16 protein-coding genes are annotated in these 17532 nt (G+C 41.9%); 7 read left to right on the top strand and 9 right to left on the bottom strand.

Annotated features, from left to right (window positions below; translation table 11 throughout):
- The first annotated feature begins 39 nt into the window (after window positions 1-39).
- Both CO692_RS12875 and CO692_RS12870 read left to right on the top strand, forming a co-directional pair.
- The gene (locus CO692_RS12875; RefSeq protein ID WP_077454204.1) at window positions 40-639 is read left to right on the top strand and encodes a TVP38/TMEM64 family protein; all 600 of its coding nucleotides are present in this window, start codon (window positions 40-42) and stop codon (window positions 637-639) included.
- Window positions 640-809: 170 nt separating this feature from the next.
- Window positions 810-2612 (top strand): glycerophosphoryl diester phosphodiesterase membrane domain-containing protein, encoded by a 1803-nt coding sequence (locus CO692_RS12870; RefSeq protein ID WP_077454205.1) that lies wholly within the window; start codon window positions 810-812, stop codon window positions 2610-2612.
- Between the two features lie 60 nt (window positions 2613-2672).
- On the opposite strand, the gene CO692_RS12865 is transcribed toward CO692_RS12870, so the two are convergent.
- The 3 genes from CO692_RS12865 to gdhA form a co-directional block, all read right to left on the bottom strand.
- Window positions 2673-2882 (bottom strand): hypothetical protein, encoded by a 210-nt coding sequence (locus CO692_RS12865; RefSeq protein ID WP_086292927.1) that lies wholly within the window; start codon window positions 2880-2882, stop codon window positions 2673-2675.
- A gap of 352 nt (window positions 2883-3234) precedes the next feature.
- Window positions 3235-4581, bottom strand: a complete 1347-nt coding sequence (locus tag CO692_RS12860; protein WP_005229134.1) for a glucose-6-phosphate isomerase — start codon at window positions 4579-4581, stop codon at window positions 3235-3237.
- 102 nt (window positions 4582-4683) lie between these two features.
- Window positions 4684-6033, bottom strand: coding sequence for an NADP-specific glutamate dehydrogenase (gdhA, locus tag CO692_RS12855; RefSeq protein WP_096742399.1), 1350 nt, complete (start codon window positions 6031-6033; stop codon window positions 4684-4686).
- Window positions 6034-6193: 160 nt separating this feature from the next.
- Here gdhA and CO692_RS12850 point away from each other — a divergent pair, with 160 nt between their 5' ends.
- Together CO692_RS12850 and CO692_RS12845 are read left to right on the top strand one after the other, a co-directional pair.
- Window positions 6194-7456: an NAD(P)/FAD-dependent oxidoreductase gene (locus CO692_RS12850; RefSeq protein ID WP_096742398.1), complete on the top strand. Its 1263-nt coding sequence runs from the start codon at window positions 6194-6196 to the stop codon at window positions 7454-7456.
- Window positions 7457-7595: 139 nt separating this feature from the next.
- Window positions 7596-8633 carry a tagatose 1,6-diphosphate aldolase gene (locus CO692_RS12845; RefSeq protein WP_081119500.1) on the top strand — a complete coding sequence of 346 codons (1038 nt, stop codon included), beginning with the start codon at window positions 7596-7598 and terminating at the stop codon, window positions 8631-8633.
- A 55-nt stretch (window positions 8634-8688) separates the two neighbouring features.
- On the opposite strand, the gene ybaK is transcribed toward CO692_RS12845, so the two are convergent.
- From ybaK to CO692_RS12830, 3 genes are read right to left on the bottom strand one after another with little or no spacing between them, the layout of a single operon-like run.
- Entirely contained in the window at window positions 8689-9180 is a 492-nt protein-coding gene (gene ybaK, locus CO692_RS12840; RefSeq protein WP_096742397.1) for a Cys-tRNA(Pro) deacylase, read from the bottom strand.
- Between the two features lie 50 nt (window positions 9181-9230).
- Window positions 9231-9983 carry a type I 3-dehydroquinate dehydratase gene (aroD, locus tag CO692_RS12835; protein ID WP_081119498.1) on the bottom strand — a complete coding sequence of 251 codons (753 nt, stop codon included), beginning with the start codon at window positions 9981-9983 and terminating at the stop codon, window positions 9231-9233.
- Between the two features lie 5 nt (window positions 9984-9988).
- A complete protein-coding gene (locus CO692_RS12830) occupies window positions 9989-11158 on the bottom strand; it encodes a class I SAM-dependent rRNA methyltransferase (RefSeq protein ID WP_312727575.1) in 1170 nt (389 codons plus the stop codon).
- Between the two features lie 237 nt (window positions 11159-11395).
- Here CO692_RS12830 and CO692_RS12825 point away from each other — a divergent pair, with 237 nt between their 5' ends.
- The 3 genes from CO692_RS12825 (at window position 11396) to CO692_RS12815 (ending at window position 14850) form a co-directional block, all read left to right on the top strand.
- Window positions 11396-13480, top strand: a complete 2085-nt coding sequence (locus tag CO692_RS12825) for an LTA synthase family protein (protein ID WP_096742872.1) — start codon at window positions 11396-11398, stop codon at window positions 13478-13480.
- Window positions 13481-13660: 180 nt separating this feature from the next.
- Complete coding sequence (locus tag CO692_RS12820) at window positions 13661-14398, top strand: hypothetical protein (RefSeq protein ID WP_096742395.1); 738 nt, start codon at window positions 13661-13663, stop codon at window positions 14396-14398.
- Window positions 14377-14850, top strand: a complete 474-nt coding sequence (locus tag CO692_RS12815; RefSeq protein ID WP_096742394.1) for a hypothetical protein — start codon at window positions 14377-14379, stop codon at window positions 14848-14850. Before CO692_RS12820 ends, CO692_RS12815 begins: the two co-directional genes overlap by 22 nt.
- A gap of 117 nt (window positions 14851-14967) precedes the next feature.
- Here CO692_RS12815 and CO692_RS12810 read toward each other — a convergent pair whose 3' ends face one another.
- The 3 genes from CO692_RS12810 to CO692_RS12800 are packed head-to-tail and all read right to left on the bottom strand — an operon-like array spanning window position 14968 to window position 17472.
- A complete protein-coding gene (locus CO692_RS12810; protein WP_005237199.1) occupies window positions 14968-16428 on the bottom strand; it encodes a sensor histidine kinase in 1461 nt (486 codons plus the stop codon).
- Window positions 16428-17141 carry a response regulator transcription factor gene (locus CO692_RS12805; protein WP_096742393.1) on the bottom strand — a complete coding sequence of 238 codons (714 nt, stop codon included), beginning with the start codon at window positions 17139-17141 and terminating at the stop codon, window positions 16428-16430. Before CO692_RS12805 ends, CO692_RS12810 begins: the two co-directional genes overlap by 1 nt.
- A complete protein-coding gene (locus tag CO692_RS12800; protein WP_081119493.1) occupies window positions 17122-17472 on the bottom strand; it encodes an SdpI family protein in 351 nt (116 codons plus the stop codon). Before CO692_RS12800 ends, CO692_RS12805 begins: the two co-directional genes overlap by 20 nt.
- Between the last annotated feature and the right edge of the window lie 60 nt (window positions 17473-17532).

Genomic DNA, 17532 nt, shown 5'->3' with positions numbered 1-17532 from the left:
GTATAGTGAGATTATGAAACAAAAAGGAGATGAAGTCCTGTGAGCATAGCAACTTCTCGTCGTATCATTAATACGATTTCTATTATTGGCTTAGGTTTATCTATCGCATTAACGATCTATTTTATCAATCTAGGTGTTTTCAAAGACATTAATGCCTTACGAGGTCTAGTTGGAAATTCTGTTATCTTAGGACCAATCGTCTTTATCCTATTGCAGATCTTGCAAGTCGTGATCCCAATCATTCCCGGTGGTGTCTCCAGCGCTGCAGGTGTTTTGATTTTCGGTCCTTACCTAGGATTCGTTTATAACTATGTAGGAATCAGTATTGGTTCTGTCATTATTTTCCTGCTTGGCCGACGATACGGTAAACCATTCATTTTAAGTATGATCAGTGACAAAACTTACGATAAATACATTGGCTGGTTAGATAACCAAAGCCGATTTGAAAAACTTTTCGCCCTTGCGATCTTTCTACCGGTTGCCCCAGATGATGCCCTTTGTCTTATGGCTGGATTGACCAACATGTCCGTTAAGAAGTTTACGTTGATTATTTTATTAGCAAAACCTGCCTCAATTTTCTTGTACAGTATGGCATTGATTTATGGTGGGACATTCTTAACTGGTTTGTTAGGCGGATAAGAATTAGAGTAAGAAAAGCGATCAATTTATTGAGCCGAATGTGAAGGAGCTACGTTTGAGACAGGATCTATGCCTGTGACGAACTTGCTGCTAAACTGTTCGGCTTTTTTACCGCCTTTACCTTTATTACCCAGAGAACTAAAATACTTACTATTGTTAGGATGACAACCATGAATTATTTAAAAAACAGCTTCATCAACACTTGGGATTTTTTGAAAGACAGCAACGCCTACTTCCGTGATGTCTTATTGATGCACGGTGCCTTGTTGTTCTTAGTAATTCCCATATTAACTTCTTCCACCAAATTCGTTCTAAGACGGGGAGGCTTACCTTACCTTTCATTCGACAATATCGGGAGTATTTTTACAGATCATCCTGTCGTATTGCTTTCACTAACAGTGATTTTGCTTTTGATCTTATTAGCCGTCTTTTTTGAGTTTACATTCTTGTTGCTGAGTGTTTATTTTATCAAAAAGAAACAACCCATCAGCCTGCGCCAATTGTTACGGATGACTGTTTTGCAGTTGCGAAAATTACGGCCGATGACCTTTTTATTTTTCCTCTTTTACTTCTTACTGATTCTACCCATCGGTGGGTTGAGCTTTAATTCGGATTTACTCGCAAAAATCAAAATCCCTGCCTTTATCATGGATTTCATTTTTGCCAACCGTGTCGTAATCATCGGAGCAGTGCTCTTGATCTATGTCTTGTTGATCTATTTAGGAATTCGCGTGATTTTTGCCTTGCCAGAAATGATTTTGCGTGATTTGCCTTTTCGAAAAGCGATCAAAGAAAGCCTTCAAGTGACTAAACGCCGCTTTTTTGCTATCGTTGGTCAGTTTGTTTTTATTAGTGGTAGCATCTTATTGATCACGACACTTAGCTTTACTTTGCTGATCACGATTCAAGCAGTAATCGAAGCTGTTGCACCGAATTATGCCTTGTATAGTGCTGTTTTTATTATGACTTTCTTACAGTTTATTTTGTTACTGAATGTCATTTTATCGACCGTAGCTATTTTTTATATCATCGTTGATTTCATGGATGACGAAGGTTTTTTACCAGAGATTCCTTCCTGGTTCCACCAAGAACCATTGAACCAGCGTCATTTCTTAGGTCTAAAAAGTTCCTTGTTTACCTTGGTGACGGTGCTTTTCGGTGTCGGTGTTAGTCTATATAATATGAACTATCTGACTTCAGCTGCTTCGATTCATCCGGTAACGATCTCCCATCGAGGGGTAAGCGACGGACAAGGGGTCCAAAATTCTCTTGAAGCACTACGCTTTACTAGTGAGAAGTATCACCCGGATTATGTTGAAATGGACGTCCAGCAAACAAGTGATGGTCATTTTATTGTCTATCATGATTTTTCTTACCGCCAACTAACCGGCGGCAAAGGAAAACCAGAACAATTACCCTTGAGCTATGCCGAATCACTGACAGTTTCGGAAAACAACCAGACAGCCCGTATTCCAACTTTTGACGAGTACTTGGCGCTTGCCAACCAATTGGATCAAAAACTGCTGGTGGAGATCAAAACTCAGCAAAAAGATACTGCGCAGCTCGTAGATGACTTCTTAGAACGATACCAAGAGGATTTAGTTGCAAATGGGCATATTATGCAAAGCCTCTCCTATACAGTTGTTGAAGAATTAAAGGATAAAGCACCTGAATTGACGTCAGGATACATCATGCCCTTCAATGTCGTTGGCCCACCACTGACTAGTGCCGATTTTCTGACAATGGAATACAGTACGATCAACCGCAACTTCATCGCTTCTGCCCGGACTGACGGCAAGGAAGTGTTCGTTTGGACCCCCAATGATGCGGATACCATCAGCCGGATGCGTTTTTACGGTGTGGACGGGATCATTACCGACCAAATGGGGATTTTAAATGAAGAGTTGAGTGTGACGGAAGAAGACATGACTTATTCAGACAAACTATTGAACTTTGTGATCGGTGTTGGCTGATCTCACACGAAGAAAAATGCTGCTCACGGTAATCCGTGGAGCAGCATTTTTACTCTTTTGTTAAGCAACATTGGTTTGTGTAAAAATTTTATTGAAGCTGACGATCATCCGACGATTACAAGCTTCTACTTGTACTTGATCTTCTTCTTCACAACTTGAAACGACGATCAACGCCGTATTTACGTATAGTTTTTCCACCACACCGATCACAGGCTTACTCGCCCCTACTGGTCGGCAGACATATTTTTCACCAATCGTAATATTCTCCATATCCTCACCTCAACCGTTTTCTTTCTTAAAGATATAATAACAAAAAAGCATCAAAATGAAAACGGTTTATTTCCGTTCATCACGCATTTGTCACCAAGAAATGACAGTTTCGTTCGTTGAAACCCACTGCTTTGTTCGTGCCACTGAATAGAATTCATTTTATACTAAAGAAAATCAAAAGGAGATGAGTCAAATGCCAATTATTCAAACCTGTATCTTTGGACTATTGTCTGCTGCGTTGCTTTGGGGATTAAAAGAAGACCGCTGATTTTTTGGATTACTGATTTGTTATTAAATAAAATAAAAACGCCTTGAGCCGATCAGAACTGGCTCGAGGCGTTTCTTTATCTTATTATAGACGTTCGTTCAATTCTTTTGCAAGATCTTCGAAACCTGGTTTGCCAAGTAAGGCGAACATGTTTTTCTTGTAAGCTTCAACTCCTGGTTGGTCAAATGGGTTCACGCCATTTAAGTAGCCAGAAATTCCTACAGCGATCTCAAAGAAGTACATCGTGTACCCTAACGTGTAAGCATCCATTGTAGGGATTTTTACTAACAGATTTGGTACATCTCCATCTGTATGGGCAAGTAACGTTCCTTCAAAGGCTTTCGTATTAACAAAATCAACTTCTTTTCCTTCTAAGTAGCCAAGACCATCAAGATCGGCTTCTTGTGTAGGGATCGCGATTGATTTGCGTGGTTTTTCAACTTTTACGACGGTTTCAAAGATATTGCGACGGCCTTCTTGGATGTATTGACCAAGAGAATGCAAATCTGTTGAGAAGTTTGCACTTGAAGGATAGATCCCTTTTTGGTCTTTTCCTTCAGACTCGCCGAATAATTGTTTCCACCATTCTGAGAAGTATTGCATGCCTGGTTCGTAGTTGATCAGCAATTCGGTTACTTTGCCTTTGCGATAAAGGATGTTACGCATTGCTGCATATTGATACGCTTCATTTTTTTCAAGGTCGTCACTTGCGTAAGCATCGCTAGCATCTGCTGCCCCTTGCATCAAGGCATCGATATCCGCTCCGCTGGCAGCGATTGGCAATAAACCAACAGCAGTCAATACAGAGAAACGGCCGCCGACGTCATCTGGAATCACAAAAGTTTCCCAGTTTTCAGCATCTGCTTCAACTTTTACTGCACCTTTCGCTTTATCCGTTGTTGCGTAGATCCGTTTGTTGGCTTCTTCTTTGCCGTATTTTTCAATCAAACGTTCTTTGAAAACACGGAAAGCGATCGCTGGTTCAGTAGTAGTTCCTGATTTTGAGATCACATTCACAGAGAAGTCACGGTCACCAATGATTTCGATCAAATCTGCTAAGTAAGTTGAAGAAATTGAATTACCGGCAAAAAAGATTTGTGGTGCTTTGCGTTCTTCATTTGGTAACAAGTTAAAGAAAGAATGATTTAAGAAATCAATCGCTGCTTTCGCTCCTAAATAAGATCCGCCGATCCCGATCACGACTAGTACTTCAGAATCAGATTGAATTTTTTCAGCCGCTTTTTTGATACGCGCAAATTCATCTTTGTCATAATTTTTAGGAAGGTCGATCCAACCTAGAAAGTCGCTACCAGCACCTGTTCCTTCGCGTAATTGTTTGTCTGCTGCTGTAACTTGACTTTGCATGTAGCTCAATTCGTATTCGTTTACGAATGGTGCTACTTTCGAATAGTCAAACTTGATGTGTGACATGATTTGTCCTCCTTGAAAAAATAGTTTTTCATACACTACCTACTTTACGTTTTTTTCCAACTTTTTTCAAGTAATTCCTGATAGGTAGCCTGTTGGGTGATTTTAGACAAGTCCTTGAGCAAACATTGCTTTAGCAACTTTTTCAAAGCCTGCGACGTTCGCACCTAACATAAAATTATTTTTTTGATCGAAGGTTTCAGCAGTATCACGGCATGCTTCATAGATCGACTTCATGATATCGTCCAATTTGGCATCGACTTCAGCTTTTTCCCATTGCAGTCGTTGGGAGTTTTGACTCATTTCTAACGCAGAAACGGCTACGCCGCCAGCATTGGCTGCTTTTCCTGGACAGTAGAAAATTCCTTCTTCAATAAAATATTCTGCTGCTTCTAATGAGCTAGGCATATTCGCGCCTTCAGAAACGACCCGAACACCATTGGCTTTTGCACGTTTGGCTTGTGAGAGATTAATCTCGTTTTGGGTCGCGCAAGGAAAGGCTAATTCCGCTGGTGTATCAAAATCCCAGACAGATGCCCCTTCATGATATTCTGCTGATGGACGTTCTTTCGCATAAGCCGTCAGACGTTCGCGCTTCACTTCTTTGATTTCTTTTAATAAGGCCAGATCAATGCCGTCTTTGTCATAAATAAAACCAGAGGAATCAGAACAGGTGACAGGGATCGCACCTAATTCTTGCAACTTCTCAATTGCATAAATCGCAACATTGCCGCTTCCAGAAACGATCGCTTTTTTGCCTTCAAATGTTTCACCTAGGTCTGTCAATAAATGCTTAACGAAATAAACAGCACCATAACCCGTTGCTTCTGTGCGGTTTTTACTGCCCCAAAAGTCTAATGGCTTACCAGTTAAAATACCGGCATCGTATTGTTTCAATCGTTTGTAGGAACCAAATAAATAGCCGATTTCCCGTCCTCCGACACCAATGTCGCCAGCAGGAACATCTAAGTCAGGTCCGATATGTTTTGACAGCTCCGTCATAAAGCTTTGGCAAAAACGCATCACTTCGGCATCTGATTTGCCTTTTGGATCAAAATCACTTCCGCCTTTGCCGCCGCCGATCGGCAGACCTGTCAAGCTGTTTTTGAAGATTTGCTCAAACGCCAAAAACTTCAAGATACTCAAGTTGACACTTGGGTGAAAACGCAAGCCGCCTTTGTAAGGCCCCATTGCCGAGTTGAATTGAATCCGATAGCCACGGTTTACTTGCCAGTTGCCTTGATCGTCTTGCCATGGGACTCTGAATTGGATAAAACGTTCTGGTTCAGTTAAGAGGGCAAGGATATTTGATTCAATATATTCTGGATGCTCCTCTAAAAAGGGAACGATCGTAGGCAAAAATTCGTCAATTGCTTGAAGAAATTCCGGTTGGTGTTGGTCTTTCTCGTGAATCTTCGCTTGAATTTCTTTCACGTAAGCTGAAGCTTTGGTCATAGTGCATTACCTCCTTTAAGATATTTTCTATTTTAAAGAAATTTTCTGAAATTGCACGCTTTTTTTTAGAATTGTCAGAATTTTTTATCATTCGAAAAAAATCGACCAATCCTTTCAGCAGTCGTAGCCGATGTGTTACAATCCCAAAGAGGTGAAAAGAATGGAAAAAACCTATGATGTCATTGTTGTGGGTGCAGGTACGAGCGGCATGATGGCTGCGATCACTGCTGCCAAACAAGGTGCTAGGGTCTTATTAATCGAAAAAAACAAAAAAATCGGCAAGAAATTATTGATGACTGGCGGCGGACGCTGCAATGTGACCAATAATCGGCCGGTAGATGATTTAGTTGCTCATATTCCGGGAAACGGCAAATTTTTGTATAGCACGTTTTCCCAATTCAATAATTATGATGTAATGGCGTTTTTCGCTGACTTGGGGGTCGTCTTAAAAGAAGAAGACCACGGAAGGATGTTCCCTGTGACGAACAAATCAAAAACGATCGTCGAAGCGTTACTTCAAGCAATCAACGATCATCACGTCACCCTGTTGACGAACACGGCCGTAACCAAGTTGATCCATGACGGCAGTCAAATTCGCGGTGTGCGAACCGAAACCGATGAGTTCTCTGCCCCTAGTGTGATTCTGACGACAGGAGGCCGCACCTATCCTTCCACGGGCGCAACGGGGGACGGCTATAAGATGGCAAAAAAAGTCGGCCATACCATTACGCCGCTTTATCCAACCGAATCGCCGCTTGTTTCAGAAGAATCCTTTATTCAAGAGCGGACGTTGCAAGGCATTTCCTTGCAAGACATCACGTTGAGTGTCTTGGATCAAAAAGGAAAGCCTATTGTCGCCCATACGATGGATCTTTTGTTTACCCACTTTGGATTATCTGGTCCAGCTGCTTTGCGCTGTTCCTCCTTCGTAAATCAAGAATTGAAAAAGCAACAACCCGTAACGGTTGCTCTGGATTGTCTGCCAGCAAAATCTCATGAAGCCTTGACCCAAGAATTGATTCAGTCTGCGGCTTCGAAGAAACAATTGCCGAATGCTTTAGCTGGCTTTTTGCCTGAGCGCTTGATGACCTTCTTTTTGCAGCAGCTAGACCTGCATGAGCTGGTTGCTGAAAAAGCCTCACCAGAACAGTTGGCGGCGCTCGCTTCCTTGATCAAAGGCTTTTCAATCACCATTGTCCGCACGTTCCCATTAGAAAAATCCTTCGTGACGGGCGGCGGGGTCCATCTGAAAGAAATCAATCCAAAAACCATGGAGAGCAAGAAAATCAATGGCTTGTATTTTGCCGGTGAATTGCTGGATATCAATGGGTATACAGGTGGTTTCAACATTACAGCAGCGTTTTGCACGGGGCATGTCTCCGGAAAAAATGCAGCAGAAACAGCGAGTTATTTCAGTTATTGATCGATGACCCAGGTGTTGGCAGCAATATCCTTGCCCGTTGCTGTCAACACCTGGGTCTCCCCCTCTTTTTGCTTATTAGTTGGGTTTTTCTCAAAGTAGGCGTAGACTAAAGATAGCAAGATCGAGGGAGGTTTTTTTAATGAAACGAATTTCAAGAGGTAAATTTGAACGAATGCAAAAACTTTCAAATGAGGATGGTGTGATTGCTGCACTAGCGATCGACCAACGTGGTTCCATGAAAAAAATGATGAAGGCAGCAACTGGACCGGATGACTTTACGATGGAACACATTTATGAGTTCAAGCAGTTGGTTTCCCAAGAATTGACCAAATATGTCAGCAGTATTTTGTTAGATGAGGAATATGGCTTCTTAGGGATCGAAGCAAAGAATCCCAATGCTGGCTTGATCCTTTCCTATGAAAAAACAGGCTATGATGTCAACACGCCGGGTCGTTTGCCTGAGATTTTACCCAATGAATCGTTGCAGCGCCTGGTGAAAAAAGGGGCAGATGCTGCGAAAGTCTTGGTTTATTATAATCCAGATGAACCGCAAGAGATTTTAGATACCAAACATGCGTTTTTGGAGCGTTTAGGTACGGAGGCGCAGGCGGCCGATATTCCGTTATTTGTGGAACCAATCGTCTATGATGATGAGATCACAGATGACAAATCACCTGCTTTTGCCAAGATCAAACCGAGCAAGGTCATCCGAACCATTCAGGAATTGACGAAAGATCACTACCATATCGATATTTTGAAAGTCGAAGTACCGGTTCAGTTCGACTTAGTTGAAGGCTTCCAAAAAGAAGGCTTAGAGGCCGTTTATACGCAAGAAGAAGCCGCCGATTACTTCAAAGAAGCCAGTGACGCCGCGACGCGACCATTCATCTATTTGAGTGCGGGAGTTCCAGCGAATGTCTTTCGCGATGAATTGACCTTTGCTGGTCAACATGGTGCCAAATTCTCAGGAATCTTAGGTGGTCGAGCAACTTGGCGCGATAGTGTCGAAATTTATGGGAAACAAGGGGCCAAAGCGTTATTGGAATGGCTGGACACCCAAGGAAAAGAAAATGTTGAAGAATTAAACGCCATTCTAAAACAATATGCCACTCCGTGGTTTGACTTTTATGGTGGTTTAGAAAATATCGAGGTTTTCGATATTGAGGTCATGGAATAAAACAGCACAAAAAAATCCCCGTGAGCGTCATCTCTAGATGGTTCACGGGGATTTTTTATTCGTGGTCAGTTGCCAACAAATCGGCAAAGACCGCCCTTGTCAATTGTTGCAACGCTTGTGGGGCAAGCCCCATCTGCAACCCGCGCTTTCCTGCAGAAACCACGATTTCTTCCAGTGTCTGCGCCCCACGATCAATATAAGTAGGAAAGAGCTTTTTCATCCCGATCGGCGAACAGCCGCCGCGAATATAGCCAGTCGTCTCTTCTAAATCTCTCAGATGCAGCATCTCTACTTTTTTGTTTCCACTGACTTTGGCTAACTTTTTCAGATCCACTTCTCTATTTCCAGGAATCACAGCCACCAGCGGTCCTGTTTTGTTCCCCACTGCCACCAGCGTTTTGTAGATAGCTTGCGGGCGTGCTAGTTGCGCAGCGACGGATTGCGCATCGAGATGATCTTCCGACCACTCATAGGTGTATTCGTTATAGGCGATTTTCTGTTGTTCTACTTGACGGATCGCATTGGTTTTTTGTTTCTTCTTCGCCATTTTATCCCTCTTTTGTTTTGGTTTCTTCTAAGAGAAGGCCTTGGCTGGTCTTACTCATTGAGTGAAAATTCTTGTAAGTAGTTGGTCATTCGTTCGATCGGTATTTGTCCAGGTGCTGATGCCCCTTGCAACGAAGCAAAAGTAAAGACCGAACCAGTCAATGCCCCACTAACACGGCTGATTTTCCCCAGCTCCCCCATCGACATGATCGCCAACGGCAGTTGGTTGAAGCCACGAGCTTTAGTAATGATCCCCATTAAACGTAAAACGTCTTGGACTTGCTTGGGCATCATCGCTAACTTGCCAACATCGGCACCAAATTGATTCATTACGCCGATTTTTAAAATCAACACAGCATCTTCTGGCGTTTTCTCAAAATCATGATTGCTCAGTATCAGCTTTACCTGTGCCTTTTTGATTTCTTGAATAAAGCCGCGACCTAAAAATTCAGCTTTCTCTAATTCGATATCGATCCAATCGATCAAGCCTGAATCAGCAGCAGCTAAACACAATTCTTTGTATTGGGTCAACGTGAACGGCCGCTCGCCCCCTTCTTCTATGGTTCGAAAAGTAAAAAGTAGCTCTTTTGATTTTAAAGTCGTGCGAATATGAGACAATGCATCTAAGACCGCTTGTTGATCGTCTGCATGTTTGTAATGGTCAACGCGCCATTCAATGATCTGTGCTTCTGATTCCTCAGCAGCAAGGGCTTGTTTTAAAATTTCCTCATTGGTTTTTCCAATCAATGGGACACAAATCAGGGGTGTTTTCCCATCTAACGTTACTGGTTTTGATCGGCTCATCTCCTTCACTCCTTTTTCATTTGATAAAAGAATACTTTCAGATAATTACCTTCTGGAAAGTGCTTATCTACCGCAAAATCAGCTGGTAGACGATAACTTTGAATACATTCATAAGGAACATGTGCTTTCTCTAATGACGCTTCGATCATTTCTTGAAACTTCTTCGAGGACAGATTGGCCGCATTCGTTGAGGCGATCAATAAACCATCTGGCGCTAAAATCTCCAAGCTATCTGTGACTAAATCGCCATAGTTTTTTGCAACCGAGAAGACTTTTTTCTTGTTGCGGGCAAAACTCGGCGGATCTAAGACGATCACATCAAAGCGCAAGTCTTTTTTGCGGGCATAATTGAAGTAATTGAAGACATCCATGACATGGATACGCTGGGTATCTGGATCAATGCCATTAACTGAAAATTGTTCGCGGGTCTTTTCCAAACTGCGTTTTGCCAAATCAACACTCGTGGTCTGAGTAGCCCCACCGACAGCAGCAGCGACAGAAAACGCCCCCGTATAACTGAACATATTTAAAACAGACTTGCCAGCTGCCAAACCATCGACGAGTTGGCCACGAACTTCTTTTTGATCCAAAAAGATGCCCGTCATTAGTCCTTCGTTCAAATACGTCGCATACGTGACGCCATTTTCTTTCACCAGTAAGGGTTCAGGCGCCGTTTCCCCATAGACCCATGCTGATTCGGGCAGTTCAGACGCAAAGCGGATTTTTTCATAAGCCCCTTTGATCTCGGGAAAGATTTGACGAAAAGCCGCCACGATCGCTTTTTTATGTTTATAAAGGGTGGCATTGTACCAAGAAAAAACGACATACTCGCCATACAAATCTACGGTAAGTCCCCCCAATTGATCCCCCTCGCCATTAAACAGACGAAAGGCATCTGTCAGGTCATCTTGATAGTAAGCACTACGCTTGCCTTTTGCTTTCGCAAAGCGTTGCGCAAAGAATGCTTGGTCGATCACTGTTTCTTCAAAGGATACGACCCATCCGATCCCTTTATTTTGTTCCCCAAGATAGCCGACACCTAAGAAATGGTTGGCCTGATCAATAAAGGTGACCCACTCCTTCGTCTCGATTGCTTGTTGAAGATCTTCACTTTGGATCAACGGATTCTTTTTGCGAAGCTTCGCTGATCCTTGCTTCGTTAGTTTTATTTTCATGTTCATCTGCTCCATTCATTCTCCTTTTTAGTATAGCAAAAAGCGACTGTATTGTCTGTATCCTTGAAAGTAAAGAAATACTTAATTCCGCGTCATGACAAGGAATTCATTTGACACGTCTTTCACAGCCTAGTAAAATGTACTGTGATGTAAAATCGTAATTTACCGGTTATACTGGAAAAAGAGAGGACGATTCCTTTGAAAAAAAATAAAGTATCCACCTTTGTGAATACAAGAATGGGCTTTTTTTTCCTATTAGCCCTATTATTTTGGCTAAAAAATATCTTTGCCTATATGGTGGACTTCCACCTAGGTATTGAAAGCAGCATTCAGTACTTCATCTTATTCATCAATCCGATCGCAACGACTTTGTTGCTGCTGTCGATCGCATTGTACGTAAGAAGAACCAAGGCAGCTTATATCACGATGCTTGTGATTTATTTCTTGATGACTCTGCTATTGTTCTCCAATGTTTCTTACTATCGAGAATTCACTGACTTTATCACCATCAACACGATGCTTGGTGTAGGAAAAGTGGCAAGTGGTCTAGGAGAAAGCGCAATTCGCTTGTTCCGTCCCTACGATGTGTTGTATTTCATTGACTTTATCGTGCTGATTGCAGCCTTTTCAAAGAAAAAAATCAAAATGGACACTCGTCCTGTGCGGGCACGGATGGCTTTTGCGATCTCAACCTTAGCTGTTATGGTCTTTTCTGCCAATCTTTTCTTAGCAGAAGCGGATCGTCCTGAATTGCTTACTCGAACGTTTTCTCGTGACTATTTAGTCAAATATCTTGGGATCAATGCCTTTACAGTTTATGATGGCGTACAAACTTATCAAGCTTCGCAAGTACGTGCCGAAGCGAGTCCCAACGACATGAACGAAGTAGAGAGCTATGTTAAAGAGCATTACGCAGAACCAAATGATGATCTGTTTGGTATCGCAAAAGGCAAGAATGTCATTTATATTCACTTAGAAAGTGTTCAGCAATTCTTGATCGATTATAAATTGAAAGATGAAGATGGCGTGGAACATGAAGTCATGCCGTTTATCAATAGTTTATACCATAGTGATAGTACCTTTAGTTTTGATAATTTCTTCCACCAAGTAAAAGCTGGGAAGACCAGTGATGCCGAAACATTATTCGAAAATTCCCTGTTTGGATTGAATCAAGGAGCGTTATTCACTCAACTGGGTGGGAAAAACACCTTTGAAGCAGCACCAGATATTTTAGGTCAAACGCAAGGCTATACCAGTGCCGTTTTCCACGGAAATACTGGTACCTTCTGGAACCGAAATGAAACTTACAAACGGTTTGGCTATGATTATTTCTTTGACGCTTCTTATTATGATGTCAATGATGAAAATTCATTCCAATACGGGTTGCATGACAAACCGTTCTTTGAACAATCGGTACAATACTTAGAACGTCTGCAACAACCGTTCTATTCAAAATTCATTGCTGTTTCTAACCACTACCCTTATTCTGAATTTACCAATGAAGAAGGCGGCTTCCCGCTAGCGAACACTTCTGATCAAACGATCAATGGCTATTTCGCAACCGCGAATTATTTGGATAAAGCCGTGGAAGAGTTCTTCAATTACTTGAAAGAAAGTGGCTTGTACGAAAACTCAGTCATCGTTTTATATGGTGACCATTACGGAATTTCCAATTCTCGTAACCGTAACTTAGCAGAATTGCTTGGAAAAACAAGTTCTACGTGGACAAACTTTGACAATGCGTCGTTACAACGTGTCCCTTATATGATTCATATTCCAGGACAATCAAATGGCGGCATCAATCATACGTATGGCGGTCAAATTGATGCATTGCCAACCCTATTGCACTTACTGGGTGTGGATACATCGAACTATATTCAACTGGGACAAGATTTATTCTCTGATCAAAATGAACAACTGGTTGCCTTCCGTGATGGCGACTTTGTGACACCAGACTACACTTACTATAGCAGTACATTGTATGACAATCGTACCGGCATGCCGATCAACGATCCATCCGATGAATTGCAAGCCAAAGTCGATGAATGGAAAGCCAAAGTCGACAAACAGCTTTCGGTTTCTGATCAGATCAACAATGGTGATCTCTTACGTTTCTACGCGAAGAGCGGTCTAGAAGAAGTTGATCCTTCGACCTATAATTACAAAGATGCCCTTCAGCAAATGATGGATATCGAAAAGAATCTAGGCAGTGATTCAACCAGTGTCTTTTCTCAAAACGGGAATCAATCGACCGTCGATCTGTACCAAACAAAAACCTTCCAAGAATACCAGCAGATGATGGAACAAGATAGCGGCGAGTAAAGTAAGAACAACCAATGATCAATCCAGTAAGGCGCCTGCCTTGCTGGATTTTTTTGCGCTATTTGTTAGGAAAACGTCGAACTTTCTCGCCACTTTTTTAGCTTCGATATTTTACTACAAGAACTTCATACTTTATTCAAACTCCCCTTTTATACTATGTACTAGGATGAGGTGAATTAGATGAAAACTATACATTTTGCGATTGCTAGCATTTTTTATCATAAAAAAGCCATGGTGCTTTATACGCTTGTATCCTTCTTTGCCGTAATTGGCTTGATCGTGACGTTTGCCTTGATCTACTCGATGGATCAAGTGATCGCTCAGACAAGAGATCTCTTAGCGACAGAAGATCTGCAAACGAAAGTAGCCGAAGAGATCCAACCGGTTACGACGATCTATCATCAACTGTTCTATTTGATTTTCAGCGCCTTTACGCTGGTCTTTATCGGCTTTCAAGTTTACTACCAACTATATAAACGCTCGGAATACACTGCTTGGTTAGCAAGTGGTGCTACCACCAGACAATGGGTAGCAATGCAGATCATTGAAATGCTCTTACCGCTCTTAGCAGCCGCTGTGATCGCCTTTGTGTTATTGCTACTCTTCCAACCTTATTTCCAGCGGGAATTACTTAGTGGGCATATCATTGCCCTTGATCGAGAGCGTGCTTCTGATAACTTTTGGGAGGCTGTCCAAAGTCTTCCTGGACAAGAATTCGCCATTACGATTCCGCAAAATAGTCAAATTCTGGTCCAAAATGTCGATTTGAACAGCACCACTTGGCTTGCTATTTTATTTGAAAGCACACGCCACACACTTGTCGTCTTACTTGCCGCTGTGACCGGTTTTACTGGTTTGATTGCCAGCGGACATAGTCTGTATCGGAGGAAAAAACAATGGAAAAACCAACTCAGCTAACGAAATCAATTGGTTTCTATTATATTTCGAAAGACAATGAAACAAAAACTTCTGAATTAAGTTTGCAGCTTTCACAAAAAAAAGCAATCTTGATTCGTGCTCAATGGCCCTCCGTTCCCTTTTTATCCGTGATGGACAATGTATCTCTTGCAAATAAAAAAGGGGACGATTTAGAGAGTGTACTGCCTTATGTTCAGCTTCCCTTATCAGCTTTAAAAAAAGAGCGGACAGAGTTAGCCCCCTTTGAGGAAATCAAAATTCAACTGCTCTTAGCGTTACTTTCAGAAAGAGAAACCCTTTTAATCGAAAATGTCTTGAGCACGTTAACAACAGAAGAGGTCCAAATCCTGCTGCCTTTGTGCCAAGAAATCGCCGAACAATTTGCTGTTGCCATCTATTTGATCCATGAAGACGAATGCTTTGCCCATACGCCCTATACCACTTATCTATAGTTTACATAGCCCTCAAACAAAAAGGCTTGCTTGCAAAAGCAAGTCTTTTTGTTTGAGATGCTGCCAATGAAACGCAAAAAAATCGACCGGCTAAGTAAATTGCTGCCGGTCGATTCCTTATTCTTCATTTAAGTCGATATCTGGAAAAGAGATTTTAAAGGTCGTGCCTTTGCCAAGTTCACTTTCTACACTGATCTTTCCTTTGTGCAGGCGTACGAGCTGTTCAACGATCGATAGTCCCAGACCAGATTCACCAAATTGACGGTTTTTGCGGGAAGGATCAACTTTGTAGTAACGATCCCAAATATTCTTGACTTGTTCCTCAGACATGCCGATTCCCGTATCACTGATTTCGATGATCGTTTCCAAGTAGCCTTTTTCGATTCGAACCCGAATTTCTCCATCTTCCGTAAACTGGATCGCATTTTGTAAAATATTGACCATGATTTGGACGAAACGATCGTAGTCGGCATAGACGTCAATTGGCTCTGTTGTTTCTAAAATCAACACATCTTTGGCGATTTCTGCCTTGCTCTCCAGTTGCGTCAGTAGATTTTTGATAGTTTGCGTCGCATCAAATTTTTTGATGACCATCGAGATTTGATTGGTTCTGATTTTTTCGTAGTCAAGGTTTTCGTTGACTAATCGAATCAAACGATTGGTTTCATTTTTCATCAAGCGGATCGCATTGTCTTTTTGATTCTCAGGAATTGCGTTGTACTCTAAGCCCTCCAATAAGCCATTGATGGTCGTCAACGGGGTACGCATCTCATGAGAAGCATCCGCCATAAATTGCCGACGACGTTCTTCTTGCCGTTCAATCTCTTCTTGGGATTCTTTTAAGGATTTCGTCATTAAATTAAAATCTTCGGCTAATTCATCAAATTCATCCCGATTATGCACCGGCAAGAAAATATCAAAATTGCCATTAGTAATTTCTTTGGTTGCCCGTTTCATGCGATTGATCCGCCTTACTTGGAACGTAGCAAAAAGGTAACTGATCAATAATGAGACAACGATCGAGATCAAACAAACTTTAAACAAGTTTTGATTAAAGGCACTGACAAGATTCAAAATACTGCTTGCCGATTGCGAAACTACCATTACCCCGTAAAAATCCGTGCGATTGACAGAAAAAGGTATCAACACATAGGAAGTCAGTTCTTTTTCCCCGTATAAATTTGTGGCGGAGGTCAGTTGTAGACGCGCCCCATTTTCTAAGGACTGCCAGTCTTTTTCAGAGATCGGAAAATCAACAGCATGAGCGGTATCTAGTGGATAAATAATATCATCAGGACTTTTAAAGAAAGCAAAGGAGATATCTTGGTTGCTCAAAATATTCTCAGCCAAACGCAAGGAATACTGTAGATAGCCATCCCGGGTCATATTTTGCTGTAAATATTCTGAGTCACTGATTTGCGAAATCGTCGCGACCGACGAAGCATACCCCATTAACTGCTCATAATTCCGTTCTTGTAACGTTTGGCGTGTCATTTGAGTAAACGCAATACCAATCGTCATCAAGATCACGAAGATCACCACAAAAAATGCAATCAGCTGTTGATACAGGTAGCGCATTAAGCAGCACCCGCATCATCAAATTTGTACCCAACGCCCCAGACGGTTTGAATGATCTGTGGCCCCACTTTTTCAATTTTTTGTCTTAGTTTTTTGATGTGTGCATCGACGGTCCGTTCATCGCCAAAGTATTGGTAATCCCAGACCAGTTCTAACAGCTGTTCTCTCGAAAATACTTGTCGCGGTTTTTTCGCTAACGTATAAAGCAAATCAAATTCTTTCGGCGTCAACCCATCGATGGGTTGACCATTTAAATAGGCTTCCCGTGTTTTTGTGTTCATTTTGAAATGATCGGTGACGATATCAAAGGTGGCATCGGAAGCTTCAGGTGTTATTTTGTCAACCAATTCACTGCGACGGTGTAGTGCCTTGATCCGTGCAATCAAGGTCAATGGACTAAAGGGTTTCGTCACATAGTCATCCGCCCCCATCTCTAATCCAATGACTTGATCGCTTTCTGAGTCACGGGCCGTCAACATAATAATAGGGACTGTACTAGAGATTTTACGAATTTCGCGCGCCACCATCATGCCGTCCATGGAAGGAAGATTCAGATCAAGGGTGATCATATCCCATTTTTCTGGTTCAGCAGCAAAGGCCTCAAGTCCTTCTTTGCCATCGTACTTAAACACTGCTTCCCATCCTTCATTCAAGAAAAACATTTGCATCATTTCAGAAACAGATTCGTTGTCTTCAATCATTAATATATTCATTTTCTTCACCTCTATGTTCTTTATCAAATCGTTGCAGATTCTCTTCGATCAGGCCAAAGATCGGCACGATGAACCAAGGGATCGCGATCATTTCAATTAGAAAAAAGTTGGTCCATTCTTGCCATTTCAAGACAAACCCAATGAGCGCCATGATTCCGCCAAAAAGCAGAAAGAATCGGGCAGATAGTTTTTGGGCCTGTCGCCAATTTCGTTCATTTTGTTTTGCCAGATAGGAACGGTAGCCATAAATAAGGTTCATTTTTTTTGATGGAAAAAGAAAAAAAGTGAGACCAATCAAGAAAAAAATGCTGCCAATTACTAAAAAAATCATCGTTTCACTCCATTCTTCCTATAGTATACTCGAATTTCTTTCTTCTACCAACAACTTCAC

The organism is Enterococcus sp. FDAARGOS_375, assembly GCF_002393265.1.
Taxonomy (GTDB): Bacteria; Bacillota; Bacilli; order Lactobacillales; family Enterococcaceae; genus Enterococcus_D; species Enterococcus_D innesii.
The sequence above is the reverse complement of the archived record's forward strand: the minus strand, read 5'-3'. Positions and strand labels throughout refer to the sequence as shown.